The following is a 25,736-nucleotide window of genomic DNA, read 5'->3' as shown; positions in this document are numbered from 1 at the left end:
GTTAGCGTACCTCCGTTTCAATGATCAGGTTTCCATATAGGTCAATGGATGCTTTTTGTTCAGGATAGATAACTGTCACGGCCGCCTGTTCTTCAATGATTGCAGGTCCTTCAAATGCCATTCCCGGCTGGAGTTTCATTCGATCGTAGACATTGGTAGTCACCCACCCCTTTTCTTCGTAATACACAGGGCGAGTTTCCTTGAGCGCATCCTCCATCGTGCTGCCATCGGCCTCCAGCTTTTTCAGTTCCGGCTTTTCGACAGATCCAAAAGCGGTCATGTGCAGGTTGACAATTTCCGTTTCCGCGTCTTCCAGCTTAAATGTGTAATTTGTCTCATGAAGTGAATGGAAATCTTTTTCAAGCTGGCGAATGGTTTCAGGTGTAATTTTTCCGGATGAGATAGGAACTTTGACAGTGTGCTCCTGGCCTGCGTAACGCATATCGGCGAATCGCATCATTCGAATATGATCCGGTGCAATATTTTCTTCCGCAAACTGAGCTGTTGCCGTTTGCGCCAACGCCTCCCACTCCCGGTTGAACTCGTTCAAATCGAGCCCTGAAACTCGGGCAATATTAGTCTGGATATAATCATGCCGAAGATCGGTCATGAGCATTCCCCAAGCTGAAAAGACAGGAGAGGCTACAGGCACGATGACTTTTGTAACACCCAGCTCACGTGCAAGCGCTGGAGCATGCATCGACCCACCGCCTCCAAACGCTACGAGTACAAAGTCGCGCGGATCGTACCCCTTCCGGACTGAAATCAGCTTAAGGGCATTCAGCATATTGGAGTTGGCAATGCGGATAATCCCAAGTGCGCCCTCCTCCGGGTTCATCCCGAAACGATCTGCCACTTTCGTCTGAATAGCTTCCCGGACCTTGTCCATGTCTACGTCATAATCAAAGTTTTTCGGAGAGAGGCGCCCTGTCAGCAAATTAGCATCTGTTGTCGTAGGTTCCATTCCGCCTTGTCCATATGCCACCGGACCGGGCACAGAACCGGCGGATTGAGGACCCACCTTCAGTGCGCCGCCCCCATCGATCCATGCGATGGAGCCCCCGCCGTTACCGATTTCTACGATATCAACAACAGGTGTCTTGATCGGATAGCCCGCTTTATACTCATCTTTCTCGATATAGTAATCAGTAGAGACTTTGACTTCCCCTTCGGCAATCAAGGAGCATTTAGCCGTTGTTCCGCCGATATCGAAAGCAATGATATTCTTCTCACCGATGATTTCGCCAAGATATGCAGATCCGTAAATTCCTGCGACTGGACCTGACTCGACCATGTTGATCGGGGTCTTCTTGGCTTGTTCAAACGTAGTCGTCCCGCCATTCGACTGCATAATATATCTCAGTTCACCTGCTCCAAGCTCTCCTAGTCTCCCGTTCAGACGATCAATATAGGAAGAGGCGATCGGCTTAACATAAGAATTCAGAACAGCCGTGTTCGTCCGTTCATACTCGCGCCATTCTTTTGTTACTTCATGCGAAGCGGTCACTGCCACTTCCGGCCAAAGCTCTTGAATTAACTCGATTGTACGGATTTCATGTTCAGGGTTTTTATAGGCATGAAGATAGGCGATAGCGATCGCGTCAACTTTTTCTTTTTTAAAGTATGCAACCAGTTCCTCGATCCTCTTCTCATCCAGCGGGACAATAACTTCTCCGAGCTGATTCATCCGCTCCGGCACCTCTTGTCTCAAGTAACGTTCGACGAATGGTGCCGGTTTTTCATAACGGAGATTGAATAAATCCGGACGGTTCCCGCGTGCAATCTCCATCACATCCCGAAATCCGGCTGTTGTAATTAACCCTGTTTTTACACCCTTCCGCTCCGTTAAGGCATTAATGATCACTGTTGTTCCATGAATGAATGTTTCTATTGAGACAGGATCAACTTCGCTTTTTTTAATGACGTCGATCACACCCTGCTCAAAGTTGGGAGGTGTTGTCGGACTTTTAGCCACCCCTACATTTCCTTCTGCGTCCACGTACACCAGATCGGTAAACGTACCGCCAATATCCGTTGCTACTCTCATAATTGCTTCCTCCTATCATTCAATTTACAATTTCCTTCCGTAGTGCGTGTCAATGGTCCATTGCATCAGTCATCCGGCAGTTCAGAAGATAACCGGTGTTACGACGCTAATGATGGTGGTTTCTTCATTAAGCGGATTCTCCCAACCATGCGGAACAGTAGAAGGAAAATGGATAGAATCTCCTTCTCGCATAAAATACTCCTTGCCGCCAACAGTGAACAAAGCTGCCCCTTCCATAATGTAGTAGAACTCTTCTCCAGGATGAGAGTCCTGCATCTGTTTTTCTTTTGGTGCCAACTTTACGACCATTGGTTCCAGATTCCGTCCCCCAAATTCTCCGTTTAACCTGACATAGACATTTGGGGAGCCCTCCATCTTGAAAGGCTTTCTCTCTTCTCTTTTCAGCAGATAGTTGTGATTGGCCTCAGTCTGAAAAAATTGGGTAATAGGAACTCCGAAGGCGTCCGCAATCTTCTTCAATGAAGTAATTGCAAGAGAGGAAGACCCCCTTTCAACTTGAGAAAGAAAACTTACTGATAGATCTGTGCGCTCACTTAAGTCTTTGAGAGTGTAACCCTGCTCTAGACGCAAGCGCTTAATCTCCTGATAAATTTCATCCACTTGAACCGCTCCTATCAACAAATAGTAGTACCGTAAAAATTATGACTCTATTTAATTAATTTTGATAATACCATAATCTATTCGTAATTAAAAGAATATTTTTTAATGTTTGTTTAATTATCTTCGAAAAAAGATCCTCCATCTTTGTTTCTGATGGAGGATCTTTTTTTGTCTATGCTAGATTTATTTTTACTCTTCATGTCTTTCATACGCCACCTCGCCCCGGCAGATCGTCCAGCGCACGTTCAGTCCATCGTCGACGAGCACGAGGTCTGCGTCTTTTCCGGCGCGGATGCTGCCTTTGCGATTGAACAGGCCGAGCTGCCGGGCGGGATTGGCGGAGGCCATGTCGGCGATGTCCCGCATGGTCACTCCATCCAGGGAGAGCATGCGGCGGGCAGCTTCATTCATTTTCAGGATGCTGCCGGCGAGCGTGCCGTCGTTGAGGACGGCGCGGTCTTCGGTCACTTGGACAGGCTGCCCGCCGAGTTCGTACCCGCCGGGCGGAAGGCCCTTCGCACGCATCGAGTCGGTGATGAGGAGGAGCCGCTCCGTGCCCACGTTGTCCACGATGAGCTGGAGCATTTCGTCCGACACGTGGATGCCGTCGGAGATCAGCTCGGCCTTCAGGCCACGGAGCAGAAAGGCGGCGCCGATGACCCCGATGTCACGATGATGGATGCCGGACATCGCGTTGCACAGATGCGTCACTTGGCTGACGCCTTGCGCGACGGCTTGCTTCATGCCGGCGAAGTCCGTTCCGGTATGCCCGGCGGAGGGGACGACGCCGGACTTCCGCAGCATATCGATGAATTCGCCGTTCGGGTCATGCTCCGGTGCGAGCGTCACGGCGCGAATGTTCCCGCCGGAGATCTCCTGCCATTTTCTGAACAGGTCCGCGTCCGGCTCGATGATGAACTCCGCGGGCTGCGCACCGGCTTTCGACTTCTCGACAAACGGGCCTTCCAGATGGATGCCGGCCACTTCGGCCTGGCCGGGCCTTCCCGGGTAATCCGCCACATTGCGGAGTGCCCGCTCGATGTTTTCCTTTGACTGGGTGATCGTCGTGGCGAGGAACGCGGTCGTCCCTTCGGCCGGCAGGAAATCCGCCATCCGTCCGAGCGTCTCGGGTGTCGCGTCCATGACGTCCGCCCCGTCCGCCCCGTGGATGTGTCCATCGATGAACCCGGGGAGGGCGTTCAGCGAGGAGCCGTCGATTTCGGCCGTCCCGTCGGGGAGATCCACGGGCCGGCTGCCGGAGACGGACTCGATTTTTCCGTCCCGGATCACGATGAATCCGCCTTCGAGCGTTTCTTCCTCCGCATACACTTTGGCGTTGCTGATCAGCATTGCCTTCATCTCTCTCATCCTTTCCTCCGTCTGCCGTCAGTACAGCTTGTCCGATATGTTCTCGGAGACTTCGCGCTTGATGCTTTCCGCCGATTCGATGTTTTTCATCGTGACGCCTGTGCAGATCAGATCGATCAAATAAAGCTGCGTGACTTTCGACACGAGCGATCCGCTGTTGAGCGGGCTTTCCTTCGCCGAAGTCAGCAAAATGTAATCGGCGTACTTCGTCAGGGGCGACTTCACATAGTTCGTGATGACGATGATCGCCGCCCCCCGTTCCTTTGCAATCCGGACCGTGTCGACGATGTCTTTCGTGCCGCCCGACAAACTGATCGCCACGACGACGGATCCGGCGTCGAGTGAAGTGGCGCGCATCACCTGGAAGTGGGAGTCAGTGACGACCTGTGTGTTCTTGCCGATCCGCATGAGCCGGTGCTGCATGTCGAGGCCGGCGATCCCTGATGATCCGATGCCGAAAATGACGACATCATCCGATCCGTGGATCGCCCCGATCGAACCTTCCAGCGCGTCGAGATCGACCATGTCGTACGTGTCTTCCAGCGCCCGGATCATGTTGTTCCGGATGCGCTCGACATACGTGTCCCCCTGGTCTTCCACCGATTCCGCCGCCACTTCCTGGGCGAGCAGGAACTTAAAGTCCTGAAATCCTTTATAGCCGAGCTTGCGCAGGAAGCGGAGGACCGTCGCCTCCGCCACCCCGCTCGCTTCGGAGAACTCGGTCAGCGAATGATAGATGACCTTCGCCTGGTTCTCTTCTATATAGTTGTAGATTTTATGTTCGGATTTCGTAAAGCTGTGCTTGTGTTGCTCCATGATGATGGACGGCCTGATGCCCGCCACGGGACTGGTTTTCATCCGGTCGTCCCTCCCTTGTGAATATTCATCTGCCGGCCCGCCTTTCAAGAAAATGCGCGGCCGCTCCGAGCAGATTGGCTTTGTTGCCCTGCTCGGCGGCCCGGACGGTGAGCGATTTGCGGTGGTTCGGCATGATTTTTCCGTCCAGCGATTTCCGGATGGCCTCGATCAGCACGTCCCCCTGTTCGGAGACGCCGCCGCCGATGATGATGCCCTCAGGATTGAAAATATGGACGAGCGACTGGAGGCCCGTCGTCAGATCATCAACCCAAGCATTGAAAATCTTCACGGCCCGCTCGTCTCCGTCCGACACTTTACCGAAAAACTCCTCAAGGCTGAAACCATCACCGAATTCGTCCCTGACGAGTCCGGCGAGCGCTATGGAAGAGGCGTACTGTTCGAAGCAGCCCCGGTTGCCGCATGTGCACGGCCGTCCGCCCGGATACAGGCACAGGTGCCCGATCTCGCCGGCGGAGAACCGGGCGCCGGTGTACAAACGGCCGTCGAGGAACAAAGCCCCACCGATCCCGGTGCCGACCGTCAGGCAGATGAAATCATCCATCCCCCGTGCCGCACCTTTCCAATGCTCGCCGAGCGCCGTGCAGTTCACGTCATTCTCGACGGTCACGGGAAGCCCGGTATGCCGGCCGACGATTTCCGCCACGTCGGTGCCCGTGTATCCCGGGATATTGTCGGTCGCAAACACGACCGTCCCCTTCTCGTGATCGATCTGGCCGGCGGAGCTGATGGCGACCCCCTCGACAGGGAACCGCTCTTTTAGTTCATTGCACAGGCCGCACACGGTCCGGATGACCGCCTCTCCTCCGCGCTTTGCCTCCGTCGGGACGGAATCATGATGGAGAAGTTCGCCCGTCCCGGTGAGGACCCCGTATTTGATCTTCGTGCCGCCGATGTCGATGACAGCTATCTGCATATCCGCTCACCTCATTAAATCCATTATAGTCCATCCGGGCCCGTCCTTCTTTTGCCGGGCCTAAAAAAACGCCCGGAAAGCCGATTGCGACTTTCCGGACTGTGATGCCGTGCCTGCGGTTATTCGCTTCGGAATTCAAGATCCGGGCTTCCGTCTTCAGAAACGGAGACGAACAGGCGGCGGCCGAACGCCGGGTCTTCATGCGGGAAGTCTTCCCGGTAATGGGCTCCGCGGCTTTCACGGCGCTCCGTCATGGCGAGCAGGAGGATCTGCGAGAGCTTCAGGAAGTTCCGTGTTCTCACGGCGAGCTTCCGGAAACCGGGACGGCTGAACAGCAGCCCGGCCCGGACTCCCTCGCCGAGCTTCCGGATTTCGGACAGCGCCGCCGACAGGTCTTCCTCACTCCGGACGACATTGGCGTTGTACCAGAGGATCTCCCGGATCCGTTCCGTGACCTCGCGTGCATGCTCCGCCGCGGCTTCCGCTTCTTCGCCGGAGACATGCGGGTCAAATTCGCCGAACATGCCCGCCAGACGGGCTTCCGCCATGCCGGCATCCGCCCGGCCGAAACCGGTGCTTCGGACGTACTCGCCGCAATGATCCGCCGCCCGCTTGCCGAACACCATGCAGGCGCCCGTCGAGTTGCCGCCGAGCCGGTTCGCGCCTTCGATGTTGCAGCTGAGCTCCCCGATCGAATAAAGGCCGGGGACCCCCGCACGTCCGTCCAGATCGATGAACACACCGCCGTTGCTGGCATGCGCAAACGGGGCGATCCGGATTTCGTCGAGCGCGAGGTCGATGCCCCGCTCTTTCAGCCAGTCCAGATAAACCGTGTAAAACTCTTCTCCATTGTCATAGAGGGCCGGATCGAACAGGAGCCGGAACCCATCTTCATTCCCCGTATCCCCGATCCGCTTCATCATCGCAATATCGAACCATTTGGAGTCAAGCGAATGCGTGAACGGCCCGTGGGTGCTCCGGATGTCGAGGCACTCCCGCTTCGACAGTCCGTCCGGCAGTTCCGGGTCGAGCAGGCTCTCCCCGTCAGAATCGACGATGTCCCGGCAATAAGTGAGCGTATGCTCGCCGAACAGCGTCTTGTATTTCGGGCTCGTGATGCCCGGGATGAACTGGATGAACTCCATGTTCACGAGCCGGGCGCCCGCCTCCAGAGCGAGGATATGACCGGAGCCGTCGACGTCTTTCGGATTCAGGTTGTGCTTGTAGATCGACCCGAAGCCGCCCGTCGCCAGCACGGCCGCCTTGCACCGGACGAGCACCAGCTCATTGTCCGCATCCAGCAGGACGGCCCCGGCGATCCGGTCCGAGTCTTTGAGCAGCGTGAGGACGACCGTGCGCTCCATCACCCGAAGATTATCGTATCCGCCAAAGATCTCCCTGACATTGCGGCGGATTTTCTCCCAGTCAGCGAGAAGGTAAATGTCACGTGCATGAGGCGCGAAACAGGCCTTCCGTTCCCCTTCCAGCTTTTTTGCATCCACGCCGATCTCCGGATACTCCTCCACCCGCTCCGGGATTTCCCGGACGTACGCCTCGGCGAGGTCCCGCCGGTGCATCCCCCGGCTCAGTTCTTCGATATCTTCAAGGAACACCTGCTCATCCGCCCGGTCTTTCGTCACCTGGGTGCCGAGCGAGGCCTTCAGCGGATAAAAACTCGAGCCGGACGCCACTTTCATTTTCGTCACTAGCAACACTTGATGTCCCTGCCCGGCCAGCTCCTTCGCGGCTTTGATGCCCGCGAGTCCGCTGCCCGCCACGAGAACGTCCGTCTCGATCGTCCGGTTGATTTCCAATCTAGAACACCTCCCGGTCAACAGTGGTCAGGCTTGCGCATTCCGGTCATAGAACGTCAGCTCTTCTTCCTCCGCCTTGCTCTTGCCTTTGAAGATCAGGCTGAAGAGGTAGCCGAAGAAGAGCGAGGCGACGAGGTTGATGAGGGAATAAGCCCAGAGCGAAATGCTCGTGAAGTACGAGACGTAGATGGCCACGAGCGTCGTGGCCGCAAATCCGAGCAGCGCGCCTGTCGAGTTCGCTTTTTTCGTCATGACGCCGAGCGTGAATGTCCCGCCGATGATTCCGAGCGCAAGGCCCATCAGGCCGTTGAACCATTCGTAGGCGGAGCTCACGTCGGAATAGGCGAGGATGATGGCGAACGCGATCGAGAAGATCCCGACGAGCGTCGAGACGTTCCGCGCGATTTTCGTGCTTTTCGCGTCGCTCATCCCCGGCTTGATGACTTTCTGGATATCGAGCGTCCAGCTTGTCGCCACACTGTTCAGTCCCGTCGAAAGCGTCGACTGACCGGCCGCGAACAGGCCGGCGATCAGCAGGCCGGAAATTCCGGCAGGCAGTTCGGAGACGATGTAGTTCGCAAAGATCAGGTCACCCTTGCCCTCCGGCATCGGGCCGCCCTGCTGGAGATAGAATGTGTACAGCGAAGTCCCGATGAAGAAGAAGAGCGTCGCCGTCCCGAGGGAAAGCAGTCCGTTCATGAGCGTCATTTTGTTCATTTCCTTCAGGTCGTCGGTCGTCAGGTAGCGCTGGACCATGTCCTGGCTCGAGATATACGAGAAGGCGGTCGACAGCCCGGCGCCGACGATGAGGAGCAGGACGCTGCTATTGACGAAGTTCGGGTCGAACAGCGGCATGTCCGTGAAGAACTTGCCGTCCGCTGAGCCGGTCCGGAACACTTCGCCGATGCCGCCGTTGATCGAGAACAGCAGTACGATGAGCGCGAAGATCCCGCCGCCGATCAGGACGACGCCCTGGATGAAGTCGGTCCAGAGGACGGATTTGATGCCCCCGAATGCGGAATAGATCGTCGCGATGACGCCCATGAAGAGGATGATGATGACGGTATGGATCCCCGTCACCGCGCTCAGCGCGATTGCCGGCAGATACATGATGATCGACATACGGCCGATCTGGTAGACGATGAACAGCAGGCTGCCGATGACGCGCATTTTCACGTCGAACCGGCGCTCCAAGTATTCATAAGCCGTGTCGAGGTTCAGTTTCCGGTAAACCGGCAGGAACAGGTAGATCGCGATCGGTACGGCGATGAACAGCCCGAGCTGTGCGAACCACAGTTCCCAGTTGCCGAGGTACGAGTTCCCGGCGAGCGACAGGAACGAAATCGGGCTAAGGAGCGTCGCGAACAAACTGACCGACGTCACCCACCACGGAATCGAGCCGTCCCCCTTGAAGAATTCCTTGCCTTGCATCTCCTTTTTCGCGACCGCGATCCCGACATACAGGATGAACAGCAGATAAGCGACCAGGATAATGTAGTCAACGACTGCGAACTTTCCGTCCACTTGGTTCCCCCCTCTGGAGTTGGTGTGATGGAACGAGGCCTCCCCCGCGGCTGCCGATGCAGCGCGTGGTCTGAAATGGGTTAAGCGTTATCTTTATCGGCCGGAACGTTATCTTTATCCGGGCGAACGTTATCTTTATCGGACAGAGCGTTATCTTTATCCCGCCGAAGTATCAAAGATACGTCTTGGCGATCTCCTTCGCCGTTTCAACCCGGTCCGGGCTGAGGTTTTTCATCGGCTTTTTGCTGTAGCCGGCGTCGACGCCTTCGCTCTTGAGGATTTCTTTGATCGTTTGGTACAGGCCGTTGGCGAGGATGGCGGCGATCAGGTCGTTCGTCTGCTTCTGGATTTCGCGTGCTTCTTTGATTTGTCCGTCTTTGGCCAGCTCGAAAATCTGCTTCGCCCGGCGGCCGTTCACGTTGAATGTGCTGCCGATCGCGCCGTCAACGTCAAGCACTGCGGCGGACAGGAGCATTTCGTCGAAACCGGAGAAGATCAGCTTGTCCGGGAATGCATGGCGGATCCGCTCGAGCAGGAAGAAGTCCGGCGCGGTGAATTTCACGCCGATGATCTTTTCGTTTTGGAACAGCTCGCCGAACTGGTCGAGGCTCATATTGACGCCGGTGAGCGCCGGGATCGAATAGATGATCATCTTGTTGTCGACGTGCTCGAGGATCGTATTGTAATAATCCTTCACTTCTTCAAAATCGAACCGGTAGTAGAACGGCGTGACGGCCGAAACGGCGTCGTAGCCGAGCTCAGTGGCGAACTGGCCGAGCGCGATCGCTTCGTCGAGGTCGAGCGCACCGATCTGCGCGATCAGCTTCACGTCTTGCTTCGCTTCGTCTTTGACGATTTCGAAGACCTTCCTCTTTTGATCCGTCGACATGAGGAAGTTCTCACCCGAGCTGCCGTTCACGTAAAGGCCGTCCACTTGTTGGACGTCGATGTTGTAGCGGACGATTTCCCGCAGTCCCGCTTCGTTGACCTTCCCGTTTTCATCAAATGAACAGACGAGCGCTGTGTAAATTCCGTTCATGATTCTCACCTTCCATTCTGTTTGATAGCGTGCGCATCAGGCTTGGCGGCCGATGGCATCCGCGAATTTTTTCGTGATGAGCTGCGGCCGTGTGATGGCGCTGCCGACGACAACCGCATGGGCGCCGATTTCAAGCGCCTCGGCGGCTTTTTCCGGCGTGTCGATATTGCCTTCCGCGATCACGGGGACGGATACCCGGCTTGTGACTTCCCGGAGAACATCGAGCGGCACAGCCCCCTTGGAGTATGGCGTGTAGCCGGCGAGTGTCGTGGCGACGATATCGACGCCGGCCTCTTCGGCCATCAAGGCCTCCTCGACGGTCGAGGCATCCGCCATGAACAGCTGATCCGGAAAGGCTTCTTTGACTTCCCGGAAAAACTCGCCGAAATCCTTCCCGCCCGGCCGCCGGCGGTTGGTCGCGTCGAATGCGATGATGTCGACGCCTTCTTCATAAAGCTCGCGCACTTCATCGATCGTCGGCGTGATGAACACCGGGCTGTCCGGGTAATCCTTCTTGATGATCGCGATGATCGGCAGCCCGGCTTCCTGCTTGATCGCCCGGATATCCTTCACGGTGTTCGCGCGGATTCCCGCTGCACCGCCCATTTTCGCGGCAAGCGCCATCTTGCCCATGATATACGGATCGTGCAGCGGCTCGTCTTCAAGCGCCTGGCACGACACGACCAACGAACCGCTGATCTTATCCAAAACGTCCATATTGCTTTCCATCTCCTGACTTGCTCAAATATCGTCGCATGGCCGTAGTATGCCACGCCCGATAGGAATGTTGTGAACTGAAAGAAAACGATTTCACGTTCAAAGAATAACACGATGAGTTTTTGGTGTCAAAACCTTATATCAAAATGACGATCGACAATCATAACCTTGGGGAGGGGTCTGCATTGAGGAGCGGGTGGATCGGTGAAGGACAGGCCCGGATTTGGCTTCTTTAGATTCGACGTCTCCAGCTTTAGATTCGACGCCTCCAGCTTTAGATTCGACGCCTCCAGCCCGCTTCCGCTCTGCCCCGTCTGCCCGGACACGGCCGAATCCGTCTGCCGGCACGGAGCCTCCTAACGCACACAAAAACCGGCCCCTCCCAGGACCGGTCTAATAATAAAAAATATGCACTTTGAAGATCAACCTTTCGTGAGCACAGGGCCCGCCGCTTTTCTTCCGTAAACCGAGCGGAACCAGTGGACGAAGACGGCGCCGATCAGGGTGAATCCAAGGTATCCGGTGATCGGGTACAGCGTTCCGACGAGGCTGACGAATCCGATGAAGCTGAGCCCGAAGCCGGCGGCGCCGACCGTGATGACGGTTCCTTTGAAGCGGGCCGTCCCCGGTTCCGTGATGCGCGCGGTAAATGAATACAGCATGCCGACCGCCGTATTGTAGATCATTCCGAGCAGCACGAACGCCATCACGTAAGACAGCACCGGCGACATTTCGGCTGCCAGGGCGAGCGTCGGCATCGATGCGCTGCCGACCACGTCGATCTTTGCCAGCATGGCGATGTTCAGCAGCAGGATGAGCAGGCCGAGCACCGCTCCCCCGATGGCTCCGCCCATTGCGGCGACTTTCGGGTTTTTCTCCGTGCCGCCCATGACCATGAGCATCGATGCGCTGCACGCGATGTTAAACGAGACATACAGCGCGCCGCTCAGCAGCCAGTTCGGCGCGGCTGCGTCCTGTTCGCCGGCGAGACTGGCGATTTCCGCTGCGGATGTGTCTGCCGTCAGGATCGAATAACCGGCGAGCACCAGAACGAGCAGGATCAGAAACGGCGTGACGGCACTGATCAGCGAAATGACTTTCTGTACGTTCAATAGCACGGTCAGCACGGCGGCGAGGACGAGGATCGCACTGCCGACGGGTGCCGGAATGCCGAATTGCTCGTGGAACAGGGCGCCCGCTCCCGAGAACATGACGACCGCCACCCCGAACAGGAAGAACGTGATGACGAAGTCAACAAACATGCCGAGCGGCCGTCCGCATATTTTGTAGATGGCGGACTTGTGGGAAGTCGAGCGCATGCGGCTCCCGAGCCGGGTGATGTTCGCGCCGACGAATGCGAACAGCGCCGTGGCCACGATCGAGCCGGCGATCCCCCAATAGCCGAAGCTGGTGAAAAACTGCAGAATCTCTTGCCCGGAGGCAAAGCCGGCGCCGATGACGAGTCCGGCGAATGCCGCTCCGATTCGGATACTTTCTTTCATTGGGCTTTCCCTCCGTCTTTTGCAAAGTTGAAATATTCAGTCTGTATCTTCTAAAAGAGACCGGTGCCCGAAGCACCGCTCTTTCCTTTATCCGGCTTCCGGCCGACTCACTTTGTTCCGGCGGTTTCGGCCGTGAACACTTCTTCAGCGGTCGTGTACTTCCCGATTTTCCCAAGGTCCGGCTCGTAGCCGATTCCGTAGCCTGCCGGTACGGTGATCTCCCCGTTGACTGCGACGACTTCCGGTGTGATGATGTCTTCTACCCAGTAACGGTCGGAACCGGCCGTGTCTCCCGGCAGCACGAAGTTCGGCAGCGTGGTGAGCGCGACGTTATGCGCGCGTCCGATGCCCGACTCGAGCATGCCGCCGCACCAGAGCGGGATTCCCTTTTCCATGCAGTAATCATGGATTTTCTTCGACTCGGTGAGGCCGCCGACACGGCCGATTTTCACGTTGATGATCCGGCAGCTTCCGAGCTCGACCGCTTTTTTGGCGTCTTCCAGTGAATGGATGCTTTCATCGAGGCAGACCGGCGTGTCGATCGCCTTCTGGAGTGTGGCATGGTCGATGATGTCATCGTGCGCGAGCGGCTGTTCGATCATCGTCAGGTTGAACTCGTCAAGCTGCTTCAAAAGATCCGTGTCATCCAAAGTGTACGCGGAGTTGGCGTCCGCCATGAGCGGAACATCCGGGAACGCCCCGCGGACCGCACGGACGATTTCAATGTCCGCACCCGGCTTGATTTTCATCTTGATGCGCTTGTAGCCTTGTTCGACAAAGCCGCGGACCGTCTCGATCATCGCCTCCGCGCTGTCCTGGACGCCGATTGAAATGCCGACGTCAATCTTCTCTTTGTCCCCGCCGAGCGCTTGTGCGAGCGTCATCTTTTCCCGCTTGGCATACAGATCCCACACCGCGCCTTCGATCGCCGCCTTCGCCATATTGTTCCGGCGGATGCCGCCGAAGATTTCACTCACTTCGTCCGGATGGCTGATCTCTTTCCCGACGATCAGCGGGCTCAGAATGTCACGGATCATATGGGCATTCGTCTCAACCGTCTCTTCCGCATACCACGGATGCGAGAATGCGACCGATTCCCCCCAGCCCGAATTCCCTTCGCCGTCCCGTACCTCGATGAGCAGGAACGGCTTATCCTGCATTGTGCCGAAACTCGTCGTGAACGGCGTCTTCATCCTCATTTCCATATGCCTCATCCGGATCTCTTCAATCTTCATCATCCATCTCTCCTTTGGCCGGCCGCCGTCAAAACGGGACCGTGTCTTGTTTCTTCAATATGTACTCGTTGATCCGTTCATCTTTTCTCCGGACGTCCTCGAGTACGTATCCGTTCCCGAATGACCGGACGAACAGTTCCCTCGTCTTCATCCGCCAGTCGAGCGCGAGTGCCGCATCGCCCTTCTTGATCGCCTGAAAGTCGGCCGGGACCGGAACCGCGAATGCGGGGCCGTCCGGCAGTTTTGCATGCTCCGTCTCCAGCACGGGAAATGCGTCCGGCGTCACGCCTGTCCGGAACGGCCGCTCCGCATCATACGGCGCCGGCCTTTTCCCCTCGGTCACGCGCGCCTCCCGGATCCGCCAGTCGACTTCAAACCGGTCGGTCGGCAGTCCGGCGTTCAGGGCGTCGTTCATTTCCCCGTAGCAGTTTTCGAGATACGTGCCGACAACACCGCCGAGCTTGTGGATGTTGAGGTAGGCATTGCGGCTTTCGAGCGGATCGAACGTCCAGCGCACGAGGTCGTAGCCGAGGTCCCGGGCGATGTCCGCCTGCACCCGCTTCATGTCGGCCCCGAGTCCGGAATGGCGGTATTCCGGCAGGATCCCGAGCATATGCGAGCAGAGATACGCCCCCTTCCCGTCGAAACCGGCGAAACTGTACTGGAATCCGACCGCCCGGCCGCCGTCGAATGCGCCGAGGAGGATCCCGCCGTTCTTGACGGCCGTGAACAGCTGGTGAACCGGCGTCGGATCCATTCCCCAGACGGCCTGCTCGAGCGCAGCCACCTGACTCATCTCTTCCTTTGATGCGAACGGCCGGATGACCGTCTTCCGTGCAACACCTTCCATTATATCCTCCTCTTTCCGTTCTCCGTCTTTTGTTCAAACATCGATGCCTTCCAGAAAATAAAATCCGCTGTCGGCTTCACGGACGACATCCTGGCGCTTTTTCACTTCCGCCGGATTTTTCACGGCCACTCCGGCAACGAGCGCATTCATAAATGAAAACAGCGGCGCCGCCTTGTCGATCGTCGACTGCCCCGGCGACTGGATCGCAAATACAAGATCACAGTGGGCCGAAACCGGGGACATCGGCGAATCGGTAATTCCGATGACGAACGCCCCCTGCTTTTTCGCCAGCTCCGTGATCATGAGCGTCTCCCGCAAATACCGGTGGAATGATATGACGAGCAGAACCGAGCGGCCGTCCAGCCGGCACACTTCCTGGACGAGGTCCTCCGACTGCGGCTGCATGACACACACCCCGTCCCGGACGATGCCGAGCATGAGTTTCATCCAATTCGCCGCCGGATAAGACGCCCGGAGTCCGAGAAGCGACACCTGCTTTGCCGTCACCAGTTCCCGGACGGCCCGGTCGAAATCGGCCGGATCGATCAGGCGCGCCGTCTCGGTGATCGACTTCACATCCTGTTCCATCACTTTCTCATACAGATGGGTCTCATCACCGAGCGCCAGCTTCTCGTCCTGATACTGTGCGAAGCTGGATTCCGGCAGAAACAGCTCTTCCCGGATCGCCTTCTGCATCGCCGGATATCCGCTGAATCCCAGACTATAGCTGAACCGGATGACTGTCGACTCACTCGTCCCGGTCCGCTCCCCGAGCTCCTGGCCCGAACAGACCGCCACCTCGTGCGGCCGCCTGACCACATATTCCGCAATTTTCCTCTGTCCGCGCGGAAGCTTGAGCATCTTCCGCTGGACCAGCCCCTTCAATACCATCCCCATCACTCCGTTCACACGATATGAAATCCCTCTTGAAAAGAGAAGCCGCCGCCAACGGCCGAACTGGTGACCCTCTGTTTGAAGGGATTCCTGCAGTGCCGAGCGGGAATGAAGGAAATCCTTCAAGTTGTTCTTACAATATCATGCCGGCCGGACGGTATGCAATATATTTCTGAATATTTTATTTTGGTGAAATCCCGGAATCGCCGGCCGTGCGGATTGGAAGCGGTTGCACGAATCTGTCGGCGGATAAAGATAACGCTCTGTGGGATAAAGATAACGTTTCTCCGGATAAAGATCACGCTCCATCAGATAAAGATAACGCCTTGACGAAGGAACACAAAAAACCGGGCGCACGATGGCCCGGCCGTTCCTGATTCATTCCACACCGGCGATCTGCCGGATGAGTTCGCGGTTTCGTTTCTTAAACCGGTCGTTGTGGGAAGAGACCATGCCCCGGTCGTGGGCGTCCGGATCGATGAACGTTTTCGCCCGGTTGACCGCATTGACCGCATCCTGGAAGGCGCCGACGAGGAGATTCACTTTGCCGTCGTATTTCAGGCAGTCTCCGGCGGCATAGATGCCCGGAACCGTCGTCACCGCCTCCGCCGTCCCGATGAAGAAGTGGCCGTCTTCCCTTTCCGGCTCCGCCTCCCCTCCAAAATCGAGCGTGGCGTCCATGTCGAATCCGTGGCTGACGATGACCGAGTCGACGGCGACAGGGAACACCCGGCCGGTCAGGGAATCGACGAGCTCCACGCATTCGATCCGCTGCTTGAATCCGTCCGAGACAAGCCGGTTGATAGAAGCGTTCAGGACGACACGGGCGCCGCCTTCCCTCACTTTTTCCACCTGGGCTTCGTGGGCGCAGAAGTTTTCGCGCCGGTGGACGAGGATGACTTCCTTCGCGATGCCGAGGAACTCGGCGGCCCAGTCGACGGCCGCATCCCCGCCTCCCGAAATGAGGACGGTCTCCCCCCGGAACCGGGCGATCGACGGGACAGTGTAAAACAGATTGTCCATCTCGGCTGCGTGCGCTCCGGACAGCTTCAGCTTCTGCGGTGTGACGATGCCCCCGCCGTTCGCCATGATGATCGACCGGGACGGATAGATCATGCCGTCCGACGTCTCCGCTTCGAACAGGCCGTCCTCTCCCCGGCCGATTCTCACCACTTTGCGGCCCGTCAACAGCTCAGGATCGAATGTCTTCGCCTGCCCGATCAGCTGGTCCGCGAACGTGCCGCCCTGGACAGGCGGCTGTCCGCCGGCGTCCCAGATCATCTTTTCCTTGAACAGGCAGACCTTGCCCCCGAGTTCTTCACCCGCCTCGATAAGCCGCACGTCCATTCCCCTCAGCCCGCTATAGAACGCCGAGTATAAACCGGCAGGTCCCCCGCCGATGATCGTCACATCTTTCACTTCCGCTTTCCGCATGTTGGCGCCTCCCTCATTTCTAAAAACGTTTGACAGCCGTCCCTTTTCACTTTATCATTTGAAAATGAAAATCATTCTCAATGATAATCAATATCAATCACTATACCACGGTTCCCAACCGGAAGAAAGGAGCAACTGACATGCAATTGCTCGCGGAAGGTGTGCAGGTCGGATACGATTCCGGCGCGATCGTCCACGGAATGGATATTACGTTCCCCGCCGGCCGGGTCACGACGATCATCGGGCCGAACGGCTGCGGAAAATCGACACTCCTGAAGGCGCTCACCCGGATCATCCCCCACCAGGGCGGCCACGTGACGCTCGACGGCCTGGACATACGCCGGATGGAAACGAAGGCGCTTGCCCGGAAGATGGCGATCCTCCCCCAGACGCCGGAAAATGCAAGCGGCCTGCTCGTCGAGGAACTCGTCACGTACGGCCGGTTCCCCCACCAGAAAGGGTTCGGCCGCCTGTCGAAAGAAGACCGGCGGATGATCGACTGGGCGCTGGATGTGACCCGGACGGCCGAGTTCCGGGACCGCCCCGTCGATGCCCTGTCAGGCGGTCAGCGCCAGCGCGTCTGGATTGCAATGGCGCTCGCCCAGGACACCGGCATCATCTTCCTCGACGAGCCGACCACTTACCTGGACATGGCCCATCAGCTCGAGACGCTCGAACTGCTCAGAAAGCTGAACCGAGATGAGGGCCGGACGATCATCATGGTCCTTCATGACCTGAACCAGGCCGCCCGCTTTTCCGATCATCTGATCGCCCTGTCGGCAGGCCGCCTCATCAAATCCGGCACACCGGAGGAAGTGCTCGTCCCCGACGTTCTGAAGCAAGTGTTCAACATCGATGCGGTCATCGGACGCGATCCGCGGACCGATGCCCCGCTCTGCATCACATACGACCTGATCAAAGGAGACCAACCTTCATGAAGAAAAAACTGATGCTTGTCCTCACCCTGCTCGCCGCCATCGCGCTCGCCGCGTGCGGAGCGAAAGCAAATGATGATTCCGTCGACAATACGGACAAAGCGGACCAATCCGCAGAAACGATCACCTATGAGTCGGAGACCGGCCCGGTCGAAGTACCGGCGGATCCGCAGCGCGTCGTCGTGCTCTCTTCCTATGCGGGCGACCTGATCCAGCTCGGCGTCCCGATCGTCGGCGTCGATTCCTGGGCGGCCGACAACCCGAACTTCAAGGACGGGCTGAAAAACGCGGAAGTCGTTTCCAATGAAGACATCGAAAAGATCATCGAACTTGAGCCGGATCTGATCATCGGCCTGAACAACATCCAGAATGCGGACAAACTTGAAAAAATCGCGCCGACCGTCCTTTTCACATACGGCAAGAACGACTACCTCCAGCAACATATCGAAATCAGTAAAGCTGTCAACAAAGAGCAGGAAGCGACCGCCTGGGTCGAGGACTTCAAGAAACGGGCGGAGGCAGCCGGCAAGAAGATCAAAGAAAAAATCGGTGAAGATGCGACCGTCACAGTCGTCGAGAACTTCGAAAAACAGTTCTACCTGTTCGGCGACAACTGGGGGCGCGGCACGGAGATCCTCTACCAGGCGATGGGCCTGAAGATGCCTGAAAAAGTGAAGGAAGTCGCGCTCGAGCCCGGCTACTTCGCCATCTCCCAGGAAGTGCTCGGCGACTACACCGGCGACTACGTGATCATGAGCCTTGCGGAAGATCAGGGCACGGCATTCATGGACGCCGACTGGTTCAAGGAAATCGACGCCGTCAAAAATGGCCGCCTGATCAAGTCGGATGCCAAAAAGGCTTACTTCAATGATTCCCTCACGCTCGACTGGCAGCTGGAATTCTTTGAAGAGCAATTTCTCGGCGCAAAATAAGCGTCCCTAAAACAGGCGGCCCGGCCGGTCATCACCGGAACCGGGCCGCCGTATTGATTTCAAACGAAAGAGATGGTTGCCGTGTCCCTTAGACGAAAAATCCCATTTCCGATGCAACTGCTCATCAGCGCCGCTCTTCTGGCGGCCTCATTCGTCCTCGCCCTTACGCTCGGGGCGGCGGACACCGGCATCCGGGACGTNCCGGCACACCGGAGGAAGTGCTCGTCCCCGACGTTCTGAAGCAAGTGTTCAACATCGATGCGGTCATCGGACGCGATCCGCGGACCGATGCCCCGCTCTGCATCACATACGACCTGATCAAAGGAGACCAACCTTCATGAAGAAAAAACTGATGCTTGTCCTCACCCTGCTCGCCGCCATCGCGCTCGCCGCGTGCGGAGCGAAAGCAAATGATGATTCCGTCGACAATACGGACAAAGCGGACCAATCCGCAGAAACGATCACCTATGAGTCGGAGACCGGCCCGGTCGAAGTACCGGCGGATCCGCAGCGCGTCGTCGTGCTCTCTTCCTATGCGGGCGACCTGATCCAGCTCGGCGTCCCGATCGTCGGCGTCGATTCCTGGGCGGCCGACAACCCGAACTTCAAGGACGGGCTGAAAAACGCGGAAGTCGTTTCCAATGAAGACATCGAAAAGATCATCGAACTTGAGCCGGATCTGATCATCGGCCTGAACAACATCCAGAATGCGGACAAACTTGAAAAAATCGCGCCGACCGTCCTTTTCACATACGGCAAGAACGACTACCTCCAGCAACATATCGAAATCAGTAAAGCTGTCAACAAAGAGCAGGAAGCGACCGCCTGGGTCGAGGACTTCAAGAAACGGGCGGAGGCAGCCGGCAAGAAGATCAAAGAAAAAATCGGTGAAGATGCGACCGTCACAGTCGTCGAGAACTTCGAAAAACAGTTCTACCTGTTCGGCGACAACTGGGGGCGCGGCACGGAGATCCTCTACCAGGCGATGGGCCTGAAGATGCCTGAAAAAGTGAAGGAAGTCGCGCTCGAGCCCGGCTACTTCGCCATCTCCCAGGAAGTGCTCGGCGACTACACCGGCGACTACGTGATCATGAGCCTTGCGGAAGATCAGGGCACGGCATTCATGGACGCCGACTGGTTCAAGGAAATCGACGCCGTCAAAAATGGCCGCCTGATCAAGTCGGATGCCAAAAAGGCTTACTTCAATGATTCCCTCACGCTCGACTGGCAGCTGGAATTCTTTGAAGAGCAATTTCTCGGCGCAAAATAAGCGTCCCTAAAACAGGCGGCCCGGCCGGTCATCACCGGAACCGGGCCGCCGTATTGATTTCAAACGAAAGAGATGGTTGCCGTGTCCCTTAGACGAAAAATCCCATTTCCGATGCAACTGCTCATCAGCGCCGCTCTTCTGGCGGCCTCATTCGTCCTCGCCCTTACGCTCGGGGCGGCGGACACCGGCATCCGGGACGTCTGGCAGGCGGTCTTTTCCGGGAGCGGCGAGCATGCGGCGGTTCTCCGGGGACTTCGGATCCCGAGGGTCCTGGCCGCCGTCTTCACCGGAGCCGCACTCGCCGTCGCCGGTGCCGTCATGCAGGGCGTCACGCGGAACCCGCTTGCCGATCCCGGCCTGCTCGGACTGACTTCCGGGGCGAATGCGGCGCTTGCGCTGTCGCTCGCATTGATTCCGGGGATCACTTACACGGGCATCCTGGCCGCGTGCTTCATCGGGGCCGCAGCCGGCATGGCGATCGTCTTCAGTGTCGGAGCCGCGTCAAGGGGCGGCATGTCCTCGATGCGGCTCGTCGTCGCAGGCGCCGCCGTCACGGCATTCCTCCAGGCGATCGCGGACGGCACCGGCATCGTGTTCAGAATCTCCAAGGACGTATCGATGTGGACCGCCGGCGGTCTGATGGGGACGACGCCCGACTCCCTCATCGTCGTCCCGTTCATCGTTGCGGGGCTCATCGGGGCGATGTTCGTGAGCCGCCAGCTGACGATTCTCAGCCTGCAGGAAGACGTCGCGGTCGGACTCGGTCAGCGCGTGTTCCTCATCAAGGCCGTCATGATGATCATCACCGCTCTCCTCGCAGGCGCCGCCGTCGCACTCGTCGGAAATCTTGCGTTCGTCGGGCTGATCATCCCGCATCTCGTGCGCGCGGTGACCGGGGCAGACTACCGGATGATCCTGCCGATGAGCGCAATCATCGGTGCCGTGTTCATGGTGCTCGCCGATCTCGCCGGCCGGCTCATCAACGCGCCGTTCGAGACGCCGGTTGTGGCGATCACTGCACTCATCGGTCTGCCGTTTTTCCTCATCGTCGTCCGGAAAGGAGGGATCGGCCATGCGTGACCGAACCCGGAAGCATCCTGTCCGGTGGCTGGTAATCCTCGGAATCCTGTTCATCTGCGCCGTCCTCCTGGCACTGTCGACCGGCGCTGCCGGACTGACGATCGACCGGCTCATCCCCGTTCTCACCGGATTCGGGACCCCGAAAGAGTCGTTTGTCCTGTTTGAGATCCGCCTGCCGCGGGTGGCGGTTCTGGCACTCGCCGGCATCGCGCTCGCCGTCTCGGGTTCGGTGCTGCAGACCATCAGCCGCAACGACCTGGCCGACCCCGGCATCATCGGGATCCATTCCGGCGCGGGCCTCGCCATCACGGTCTTTTATCTGTTTGCCGGCGGGGACATCCCGAACTATGCGCTCCTCCTGCCGGCCGTCGGATTCGCCGGCGCCCTTGCCACCGCGTCGCTCATCTGGCTCTTTTCGACGGAGCGGGGCCGCGGCGTCCAGCCCGTCCGGCTGCTCCTCGTCGGCATCGGCTTCGCCTCCGCCCTATCCGGCGCCATGATGATCCTCATCTCGGGTGCCGAGCGGCAGGACGTCTCCTTCATTGCCGAATGGCTCGCCGGCAGCGTCTGGGGCGCCGACTGGCCGTTCGTCCTGGCGCTCCTGCCGTGGGTCGTGCTGCTCGTCCCGTTCGTCTTTTACCGGTCGAACGCGCTGAATATCCTTTCGCTCGCCGAACCGTCCGCCATCGGCCTCGGCATCCGGCTCGCCCGGATGAGGATGCTCTTCCTCGCCATCGCGGTCGCCCTCGCAGCAGCCGCCGTCTCGGTCACCGGCTACATCGCCTTCGTCGGCCTCATGGCCCCGCNCGGAGGCAGCCGGCAAGAAGATCAAAGAAAAAATCGGTGAAGATGCGACCGTCACAGTCGTCGAGAACTTCGAAAAACAGTTCTACCTGTTCGGCGACAACTGGGGGCGCGGCACGGAGATCCTCTACCAGGCGATGGGCCTGAAGATGCCTGAAAAAGTGAAGGAAGTCGCGCTCGAGCCCGGCTACTTCGCCATCTCCCAGGAAGTGCTCGGCGACTACACCGGCGACTACGTGATCATGAGCCTTGCGGAAGATCAGGGCACGGCATTCATGGACGCCGACTGGTTCAAGGAAATCGACGCCGTCAAAAATGGCCGCCTGATCAAGTCGGATGCCAAAAAGGCTTACTTCAATGATTCCCTCACGCTCGACTGGCAGCTGGAATTCTTTGAAGAGCAATTTCTCGGCGCAAAATAAGCGTCCCTAAAACAGGCGGCCCGGCCGGTCATCACCGGAACCGGGCCGCCGTATTGATTTCAAACGAAAGAGATGGTTGCCGTGTCCCTTAGACGAAAAATCCCATTTCCGATGCAACTGCTCATCAGCGCCGCTCTTCTGGCGGCCTCATTCGTCCTCGCCCTTACGCTCGGGGCGGCGGACACCGGCATCCGGGACGTCTGGCAGGCGGTCTTTTCCGGGAGCGGCGAGCATGCGGCGGTTCTCCGGGGACTTCGGATCCCGAGGGTCCTGGCCGCCGTCTTCACCGGAGCCGCACTCGCCGTCGCCGGTGCCGTCATGCAGGGCGTCACGCGGAACCCGCTTGCCGATCCCGGCCTGCTCGGACTGACTTCCGGGGCGAATGCGGCGCTTGCGCTGTCGCTCGCATTGATTCCGGGGATCACTTACACGGGCATCCTGGCCGCGTGCTTCATCGGGGCCGCAGCCGGCATGGCGATCGTCTTCAGTGTCGGAGCCGCGTCAAGGGGCGGCATGTCCTCGATGCGGCTCGTCGTCGCAGGCGCCGCCGTCACGGCATTCCTCCAGGCGATCGCGGACGGCACCGGCATCGTGTTCAGAATCTCCAAGGACGTATCGATGTGGACCGCCGGCGGTCTGATGGGGACGACGCCCGACTCCCTCATCGTCGTCCCGTTCATCGTTGCGGGGCTCATCGGGGCGATGTTCGTGAGCCGCCAGCTGACGATTCTCAGCCTGCAGGAAGACGTCGCGGTCGGACTCGGTCAGCGCGTGTTCCTCATCAAGGCCGTCATGATGATCATCACCGCTCTCCTCGCAGGCGCCGCCGTCGCACTCGTCGGAAATCTTGCGTTCGTCGGGCTGATCATCCCGCATCTCGTGCGCGCGGTGACCGGGGCAGACTACCGGATGATCCTGCCGATGAGCGCAATCATCGGTGCCGTGTTCATGGTGCTCGCCGATCTCGCCGGCCGGCTCATCAACGCGCCGTTCGAGACGCCGGTTGTGGCGATCACTGCACTCATCGGTCTGCCGTTTTTCCTCATCGTCGTCCGGAAAGGAGGGATCGGCCATGCGTGACCGAACCCGGAAGCATCCTGTCCGGTGGCTGGTAATCCTCGGAATCCTGTTCATCTGCGCCGTCCTCCTGGCACTGTCGACCGGCGCTGCCGGACTGACGATCGACCGGCTCATCCCCGTTCTCACCGGATTCGGGACCCCGAAAGAGTCGTTTGTCCTGTTTGAGATCCGCCTGCCGCGGGTGGCGGTTCTGGCACTCGCCGGCATCGCGCTCGCCGTCTCGGGTTCGGTGCTGCAGACCATCAGCCGCAACGACCTGGCCGACCCCGGCATCATCGGGATCCATTCCGGCGCGGGCCTCGCCATCACGGTCTTTTATCTGTTTGCCGGCGGGGACATCCCGAACTATGCGCTCCTCCTGCCGGCCGTCGGATTCGCCGGCGCCCTTGCCACCGCGTCGCTCATCTGGCTCTTTTCGACGGAGCGGGGCCGCGGCGTCCAGCCCGTCCGGCTGCTCCTCGTCGGCATCGGCTTCGCCTCCGCCCTATCCGGCGCCATGATGATCCTCATCTCGGGTGCCGAGCGGCAGGACGTCTCCTTCATTGCCGAATGGCTCGCCGGCAGCGTCTGGGGCGCCGACTGGCCGTTCGTCCTGGCGCTCCTGCCGTGGGTCGTGCTGCTCGTCCCGTTCGTCTTTTACCGGTCGAACGCGCTGAATATCCTTTCGCTCGCCGAACCGTCCGCCATCGGCCTCGGCATCCGGCTCGCCCGGATGAGGATGCTCTTCCTCGCCATCGCGGTCGCCCTCGCAGCAGCCGCCGTCTCGGTCACCGGCTACATCGCCTTCGTCGGCCTCATGGCCCCGCACATCGCCCGGGCACTTGCGGGTCCCCGTCACGAACGATACCTGCCGGTCGCAATGCTCACCGGCGCGGTGCTCCTCATCGCCGCGGACACAATCGGCCACACCCTCCCCGGCGGACTGGCGGTCCCGGCCGGCATCATCGTCGCCCTCATCGGCGCCCCGTACTTCCTCTATCTGATGCGGAAAGGGTAAGCGCACGGGCGGCGGTGGCGGCGGGTTGGGTCTGGCAGGCGGTGATAATAACGTTTCAAGCTTAGATAATTAACGTTTCGGCTGAGATAAACAACCCTTCACCCGAGATAGACAACGTTTCGCCTAAGATACGCAACGTTTCGCTCGAGATAGACAACGTTTCACCCGAGATACGCAACGTTTCACCCGAGATAGACAACGTTCCGCCTCAATACACGACTTCACCGGGATGAATCCCCAATAAAGACACTCTCCACTTCTCTGTGTAATTATTACGGCGACGCCCGCGGTAAGCGAGCGGACTTCTTCGACTGATGGTTTCACACAATATATGGGACGCCAATCCAATAAATAGGAAAAGAGCAGCCATCACGGCTGCTCTTTTTCTTCCGTTCACTCCGCAAATTCGGCGTCCCATTGACGGATTTCGTATGTGCGGGCGCCTTGCACGATATACGGATCGTGCTTGACGAGTTCTTCGACGTCTTCTTCGGTTTCCGCCTGATAAATGACGAGGCCGCCGGAGCCGTCGGTGAAGCGGCCCTTCGCCCTTACTTTCCCTTCCGCCATGCGGGCGTCCAGGTACGCCAGGTGATCCGGCCGGTACTTGGCGCTCAGTTCCTCGTCTTTCATTGCGAGGTAAACCACGTANGGGGAAGGCGAGGATGTTGTTCACTTGGTTCGGGAAGTCCGACCGGCCGGTGCCGACGATCCGGGCGCCGGCCGCCTTCGCTTCGTCCGGCATGATTTCCGGCGTCGGATTCGCCATCGCGAAGATGATCGGGTCGGCCGCCATCGCGCGCACCATGTCCGGCGTGAGCGCACCGGCCGCGCTTACGCCGATGAACACGTCCGCGCCGCGGATCACTTCTGCGAGCGGTCCGGACAGCCGCTCCGGGTTCGTCATCCGCGCGATTTCTTCCTTCATGGCATTCATCCGCGCCGGACGGCCTTCATAGATGGCGCCGGCCGTGTCGCACATGATCATATGCCTCACGCCGAAGCAGTCCAGCAGCTTCGCGATCGCCACGCCGGCAGCGCCCGCTCCGTTGAGGACGACCCGAAGGTCCCCCATCGCCCGGCCCGTCAGCCGGGCGGCGTTCAGGAGACCCGCGGCAACGACGATCGCGGTGCCGTGCTGGTCGTCATGAAACACGGGGATGTCGAGTGCCGCCTTCAGCCGGTCCTCGATGTCAAAGCAGGCCGGCGCGGCGATGTCCTCCAGATTGATCGCCCCGAACACCGGCGCCATGAGCGTCACGGCTTTCACGAACTCGTCCGGATCTTCCGTGTCGAGCACGACCGGGAATGAATCAATCCCGGCGAAACGGCGGATGAGCGCCGCCTTCCCTTCCATGACGGGAATCGAGGCCGCCGCA

At 58.6% G+C, this 25,736-nt stretch carries 21 protein-coding genes and 3 pseudogenes; 9 read left to right on the top strand and 15 right to left on the bottom strand.

Going from position 1 to position 25,736, the window contains the following annotated elements:
- Position 1: 1 nt before the first annotated feature.
- The 14 genes from BN1189_RS07910 to BN1189_RS07840 form a co-directional block, all read right to left on the bottom strand.
- A complete protein-coding gene (locus BN1189_RS07910) occupies positions 2–2,047 on the bottom strand; it encodes a hydantoinase/oxoprolinase family protein (protein ID WP_040227168.1) in 2,046 nt (681 codons plus the stop codon).
- A gap of 81 nt (positions 2,048–2,128) precedes the next feature.
- On the bottom strand, positions 2,129–2,668 hold the full coding sequence (locus BN1189_RS07905) for a helix-turn-helix domain-containing protein (protein WP_040227167.1): 540 nt from the start codon (positions 2,666–2,668) through the stop codon (positions 2,129–2,131).
- A 189-nt stretch (positions 2,669–2,857) separates the two neighbouring features.
- The gene (gene nagA, locus BN1189_RS07900) at positions 2,858–4,027 is read right to left on the bottom strand and encodes an N-acetylglucosamine-6-phosphate deacetylase (protein WP_040227166.1); all 1,170 of its coding nucleotides are present in this window, start codon (positions 4,025–4,027) and stop codon (positions 2,858–2,860) included.
- 27 nt (positions 4,028–4,054) lie between these two features.
- A complete protein-coding gene (locus BN1189_RS07895; protein ID WP_040227164.1) occupies positions 4,055–4,894 on the bottom strand; it encodes a MurR/RpiR family transcriptional regulator in 840 nt (279 codons plus the stop codon).
- Between the two features lie 25 nt (positions 4,895–4,919).
- Positions 4,920–5,828 carry an ROK family protein gene (locus BN1189_RS07890; RefSeq protein WP_040227163.1) on the bottom strand — a complete coding sequence of 303 codons (909 nt, stop codon included), beginning with the start codon at positions 5,826–5,828 and terminating at the stop codon, positions 4,920–4,922.
- Positions 5,829–5,947: 119 nt separating this feature from the next.
- A complete protein-coding gene (locus BN1189_RS07885) occupies positions 5,948–7,642 on the bottom strand; it encodes an FAD-binding protein (RefSeq protein ID WP_040227161.1) in 1,695 nt (564 codons plus the stop codon).
- Between the two features lie 27 nt (positions 7,643–7,669).
- On the bottom strand, positions 7,670–9,166 hold the full coding sequence (locus tag BN1189_RS07880; RefSeq protein ID WP_040227160.1) for a sodium:solute symporter: 1,497 nt from the start codon (positions 9,164–9,166) through the stop codon (positions 7,670–7,672).
- Between the two features lie 172 nt (positions 9,167–9,338).
- A complete protein-coding gene (locus BN1189_RS07875) occupies positions 9,339–10,205 on the bottom strand; it encodes an N-acetylneuraminate lyase (protein WP_040227159.1) in 867 nt (288 codons plus the stop codon).
- A gap of 36 nt (positions 10,206–10,241) precedes the next feature.
- Entirely contained in the window at positions 10,242–10,922 is a 681-nt protein-coding gene (locus BN1189_RS07870) for an N-acetylmannosamine-6-phosphate 2-epimerase (protein ID WP_040227158.1), read from the bottom strand.
- Positions 10,923–11,344: 422 nt separating this feature from the next.
- Entirely contained in the window at positions 11,345–12,424 is a 1,080-nt protein-coding gene (locus BN1189_RS07860; RefSeq protein ID WP_040227153.1) for a YkvI family membrane protein, read from the bottom strand.
- 107 nt (positions 12,425–12,531) lie between these two features.
- Entirely contained in the window at positions 12,532–13,659 is a 1,128-nt protein-coding gene (menC, locus tag BN1189_RS07855; protein WP_040227219.1) for an o-succinylbenzoate synthase, read from the bottom strand.
- A gap of 28 nt (positions 13,660–13,687) precedes the next feature.
- Positions 13,688–14,509, bottom strand: coding sequence for a hypothetical protein (locus BN1189_RS07850; RefSeq protein WP_040227151.1), 822 nt, complete (start codon positions 14,507–14,509; stop codon positions 13,688–13,690).
- Between the two features lie 33 nt (positions 14,510–14,542).
- On the bottom strand, positions 14,543–15,400 hold the full coding sequence (locus tag BN1189_RS07845) for a MurR/RpiR family transcriptional regulator (RefSeq protein WP_040227217.1): 858 nt from the start codon (positions 15,398–15,400) through the stop codon (positions 14,543–14,545).
- Between the two features lie 381 nt (positions 15,401–15,781).
- Positions 15,782–16,837, bottom strand: a complete 1,056-nt coding sequence (locus BN1189_RS07840) for an NAD(P)/FAD-dependent oxidoreductase (protein WP_040227149.1) — start codon at positions 16,835–16,837, stop codon at positions 15,782–15,784.
- A gap of 140 nt (positions 16,838–16,977) precedes the next feature.
- Here BN1189_RS07840 and BN1189_RS07835 point away from each other — a divergent pair, with 140 nt between their 5' ends.
- From BN1189_RS07835 to BN1189_RS07795, 9 genes and pseudogenes are all read left to right on the top strand, one after another.
- Entirely contained in the window at positions 16,978–17,775 is a 798-nt protein-coding gene (locus BN1189_RS07835; RefSeq protein ID WP_040227147.1) for an ABC transporter ATP-binding protein, read from the top strand.
- Positions 17,772–18,704: an iron-hydroxamate ABC transporter substrate-binding protein gene (locus BN1189_RS07830; RefSeq protein ID WP_040227145.1), complete on the top strand. Its 933-nt coding sequence runs from the start codon at positions 17,772–17,774 to the stop codon at positions 18,702–18,704. Before BN1189_RS07835 ends, BN1189_RS07830 begins: the two co-directional genes overlap by 4 nt.
- A 197-nt stretch (positions 18,705–18,901) precedes the next feature.
- Positions 18,902–19,045, top strand: a pseudogene (locus tag BN1189_RS16480) (iron-enterobactin transporter ATP-binding protein); the annotation flags it as partial.
- Positions 19,042–19,974, top strand: a complete 933-nt coding sequence (locus tag BN1189_RS07820; RefSeq protein WP_040227145.1) for an iron-hydroxamate ABC transporter substrate-binding protein — start codon at positions 19,042–19,044, stop codon at positions 19,972–19,974. The pseudogene BN1189_RS16480 and the gene BN1189_RS07820, both read left to right, overlap by 4 nt.
- 72 nt (positions 19,975–20,046) lie before the next feature.
- The gene (locus tag BN1189_RS07815; RefSeq protein WP_373604615.1) at positions 20,047–21,054 is read left to right on the top strand and encodes a FecCD family ABC transporter permease; all 1,008 of its coding nucleotides are present in this window, start codon (positions 20,047–20,049) and stop codon (positions 21,052–21,054) included.
- Complete coding sequence (locus BN1189_RS07810; protein ID WP_082194191.1) at positions 21,047–21,901, top strand: FecCD family ABC transporter permease; 855 nt, start codon at positions 21,047–21,049, stop codon at positions 21,899–21,901. Before BN1189_RS07815 ends, BN1189_RS07810 begins: the two co-directional genes overlap by 8 nt.
- A pseudogene (locus BN1189_RS07805) lies at positions 21,858–22,280 on the top strand (ABC transporter substrate-binding protein); the annotation flags it as partial. The gene BN1189_RS07810 and the pseudogene BN1189_RS07805, both read left to right, overlap by 44 nt.
- Positions 22,281–22,352: 72 nt before the next feature.
- Positions 22,353–23,360: a FecCD family ABC transporter permease gene (locus tag BN1189_RS07800; protein ID WP_373604615.1), complete on the top strand. Its 1,008-nt coding sequence runs from the start codon at positions 22,353–22,355 to the stop codon at positions 23,358–23,360.
- Positions 23,353–24,357 (top strand): FecCD family ABC transporter permease, encoded by a 1,005-nt coding sequence (locus BN1189_RS07795; protein ID WP_040227144.1) that lies wholly within the window; start codon positions 23,353–23,355, stop codon positions 24,355–24,357. Before BN1189_RS07800 ends, BN1189_RS07795 begins: the two co-directional genes overlap by 8 nt.
- 652 nt (positions 24,358–25,009) lie before the next feature.
- Here the strand turns inward: BN1189_RS07795 and BN1189_RS07785 are convergent.
- Positions 25,010–25,736: pseudogene (locus BN1189_RS07785) on the bottom strand (NAD(P)-dependent malic enzyme); the annotation flags it as partial.

Origin of the sequence: Bhargavaea cecembensis, assembly GCF_000826125.2 — a bacterium.
In the GTDB taxonomy this organism is placed as follows: Bacteria; Bacillota; Bacilli; order Bacillales_A; family Planococcaceae; genus Bhargavaea; species Bhargavaea cecembensis_B.
This window is presented reverse-complemented; position numbering and strand designations above follow the sequence as displayed.

Excerpts from the sequence above, each read along its gene's own strand:
- BN1189_RS07910 (WP_040227168.1), bottom strand. The coding sequence starts at position 2,047 with ATGAGAGTAGCAACGGATATTGGCGGTACGTTTACCGATCTGGTGTAC.
- nagA (WP_040227166.1), bottom strand. The coding sequence starts at position 4,027 with ATGAAGGCAATGCTGATCAGCAACGCCAAAGTGTATGCGGAGGAAGAA.
- BN1189_RS07895 (WP_040227164.1), bottom strand. The coding sequence starts at position 4,894 with ATGAAAACCAGTCCCGTGGCGGGCATCAGGCCGTCCATCATCATGGAG.
- BN1189_RS07890 (WP_040227163.1), bottom strand. The coding sequence starts at position 5,828 with ATGCAGATAGCTGTCATCGACATCGGCGGCACGAAGATCAAATACGGG.
- BN1189_RS07875 (WP_040227159.1), bottom strand. The coding sequence starts at position 10,205 with ATGAACGGAATTTACACAGCGCTCGTCTGTTCATTTGATGAAAACGGG.
- BN1189_RS07870 (WP_040227158.1), bottom strand. The coding sequence starts at position 10,922 with ATGGACGTTTTGGATAAGATCAGCGGTTCGTTGGTCGTGTCGTGCCAG.
- BN1189_RS07860 (WP_040227153.1), bottom strand. The coding sequence starts at position 12,424 with ATGAAAGAAAGTATCCGAATCGGAGCGGCATTCGCCGGACTCGTCATC.
- menC (WP_040227219.1), bottom strand. The coding sequence starts at position 13,659 with ATGAAGATTGAAGAGATCCGGATGAGGCATATGGAAATGAGGATGAAG.
- BN1189_RS07850 (WP_040227151.1), bottom strand. The coding sequence starts at position 14,509 with ATGGAAGGTGTTGCACGGAAGACGGTCATCCGGCCGTTCGCATCAAAG.
- BN1189_RS07845 (WP_040227217.1), bottom strand. The coding sequence starts at position 15,400 with ATGGTATTGAAGGGGCTGGTCCAGCGGAAGATGCTCAAGCTTCCGCGC.
- BN1189_RS07840 (WP_040227149.1), bottom strand. The coding sequence starts at position 16,837 with ATGCGGAAAGCGGAAGTGAAAGATGTGACGATCATCGGCGGGGGACCT.
- BN1189_RS07835 (WP_040227147.1), top strand. The coding sequence starts at position 16,978 with ATGCAATTGCTCGCGGAAGGTGTGCAGGTCGGATACGATTCCGGCGCG.
- BN1189_RS07830 (WP_040227145.1), top strand. The coding sequence starts at position 17,772 with ATGAAGAAAAAACTGATGCTTGTCCTCACCCTGCTCGCCGCCATCGCG.
- BN1189_RS07820 (WP_040227145.1), top strand. The coding sequence starts at position 19,042 with ATGAAGAAAAAACTGATGCTTGTCCTCACCCTGCTCGCCGCCATCGCG.
- BN1189_RS07815 (WP_373604615.1), top strand. The coding sequence starts at position 20,047 with ATGGTTGCCGTGTCCCTTAGACGAAAAATCCCATTTCCGATGCAACTG.
- BN1189_RS07800 (WP_373604615.1), top strand. The coding sequence starts at position 22,353 with ATGGTTGCCGTGTCCCTTAGACGAAAAATCCCATTTCCGATGCAACTG.
- BN1189_RS07795 (WP_040227144.1), top strand. The coding sequence starts at position 23,353 with ATGCGTGACCGAACCCGGAAGCATCCTGTCCGGTGGCTGGTAATCCTC.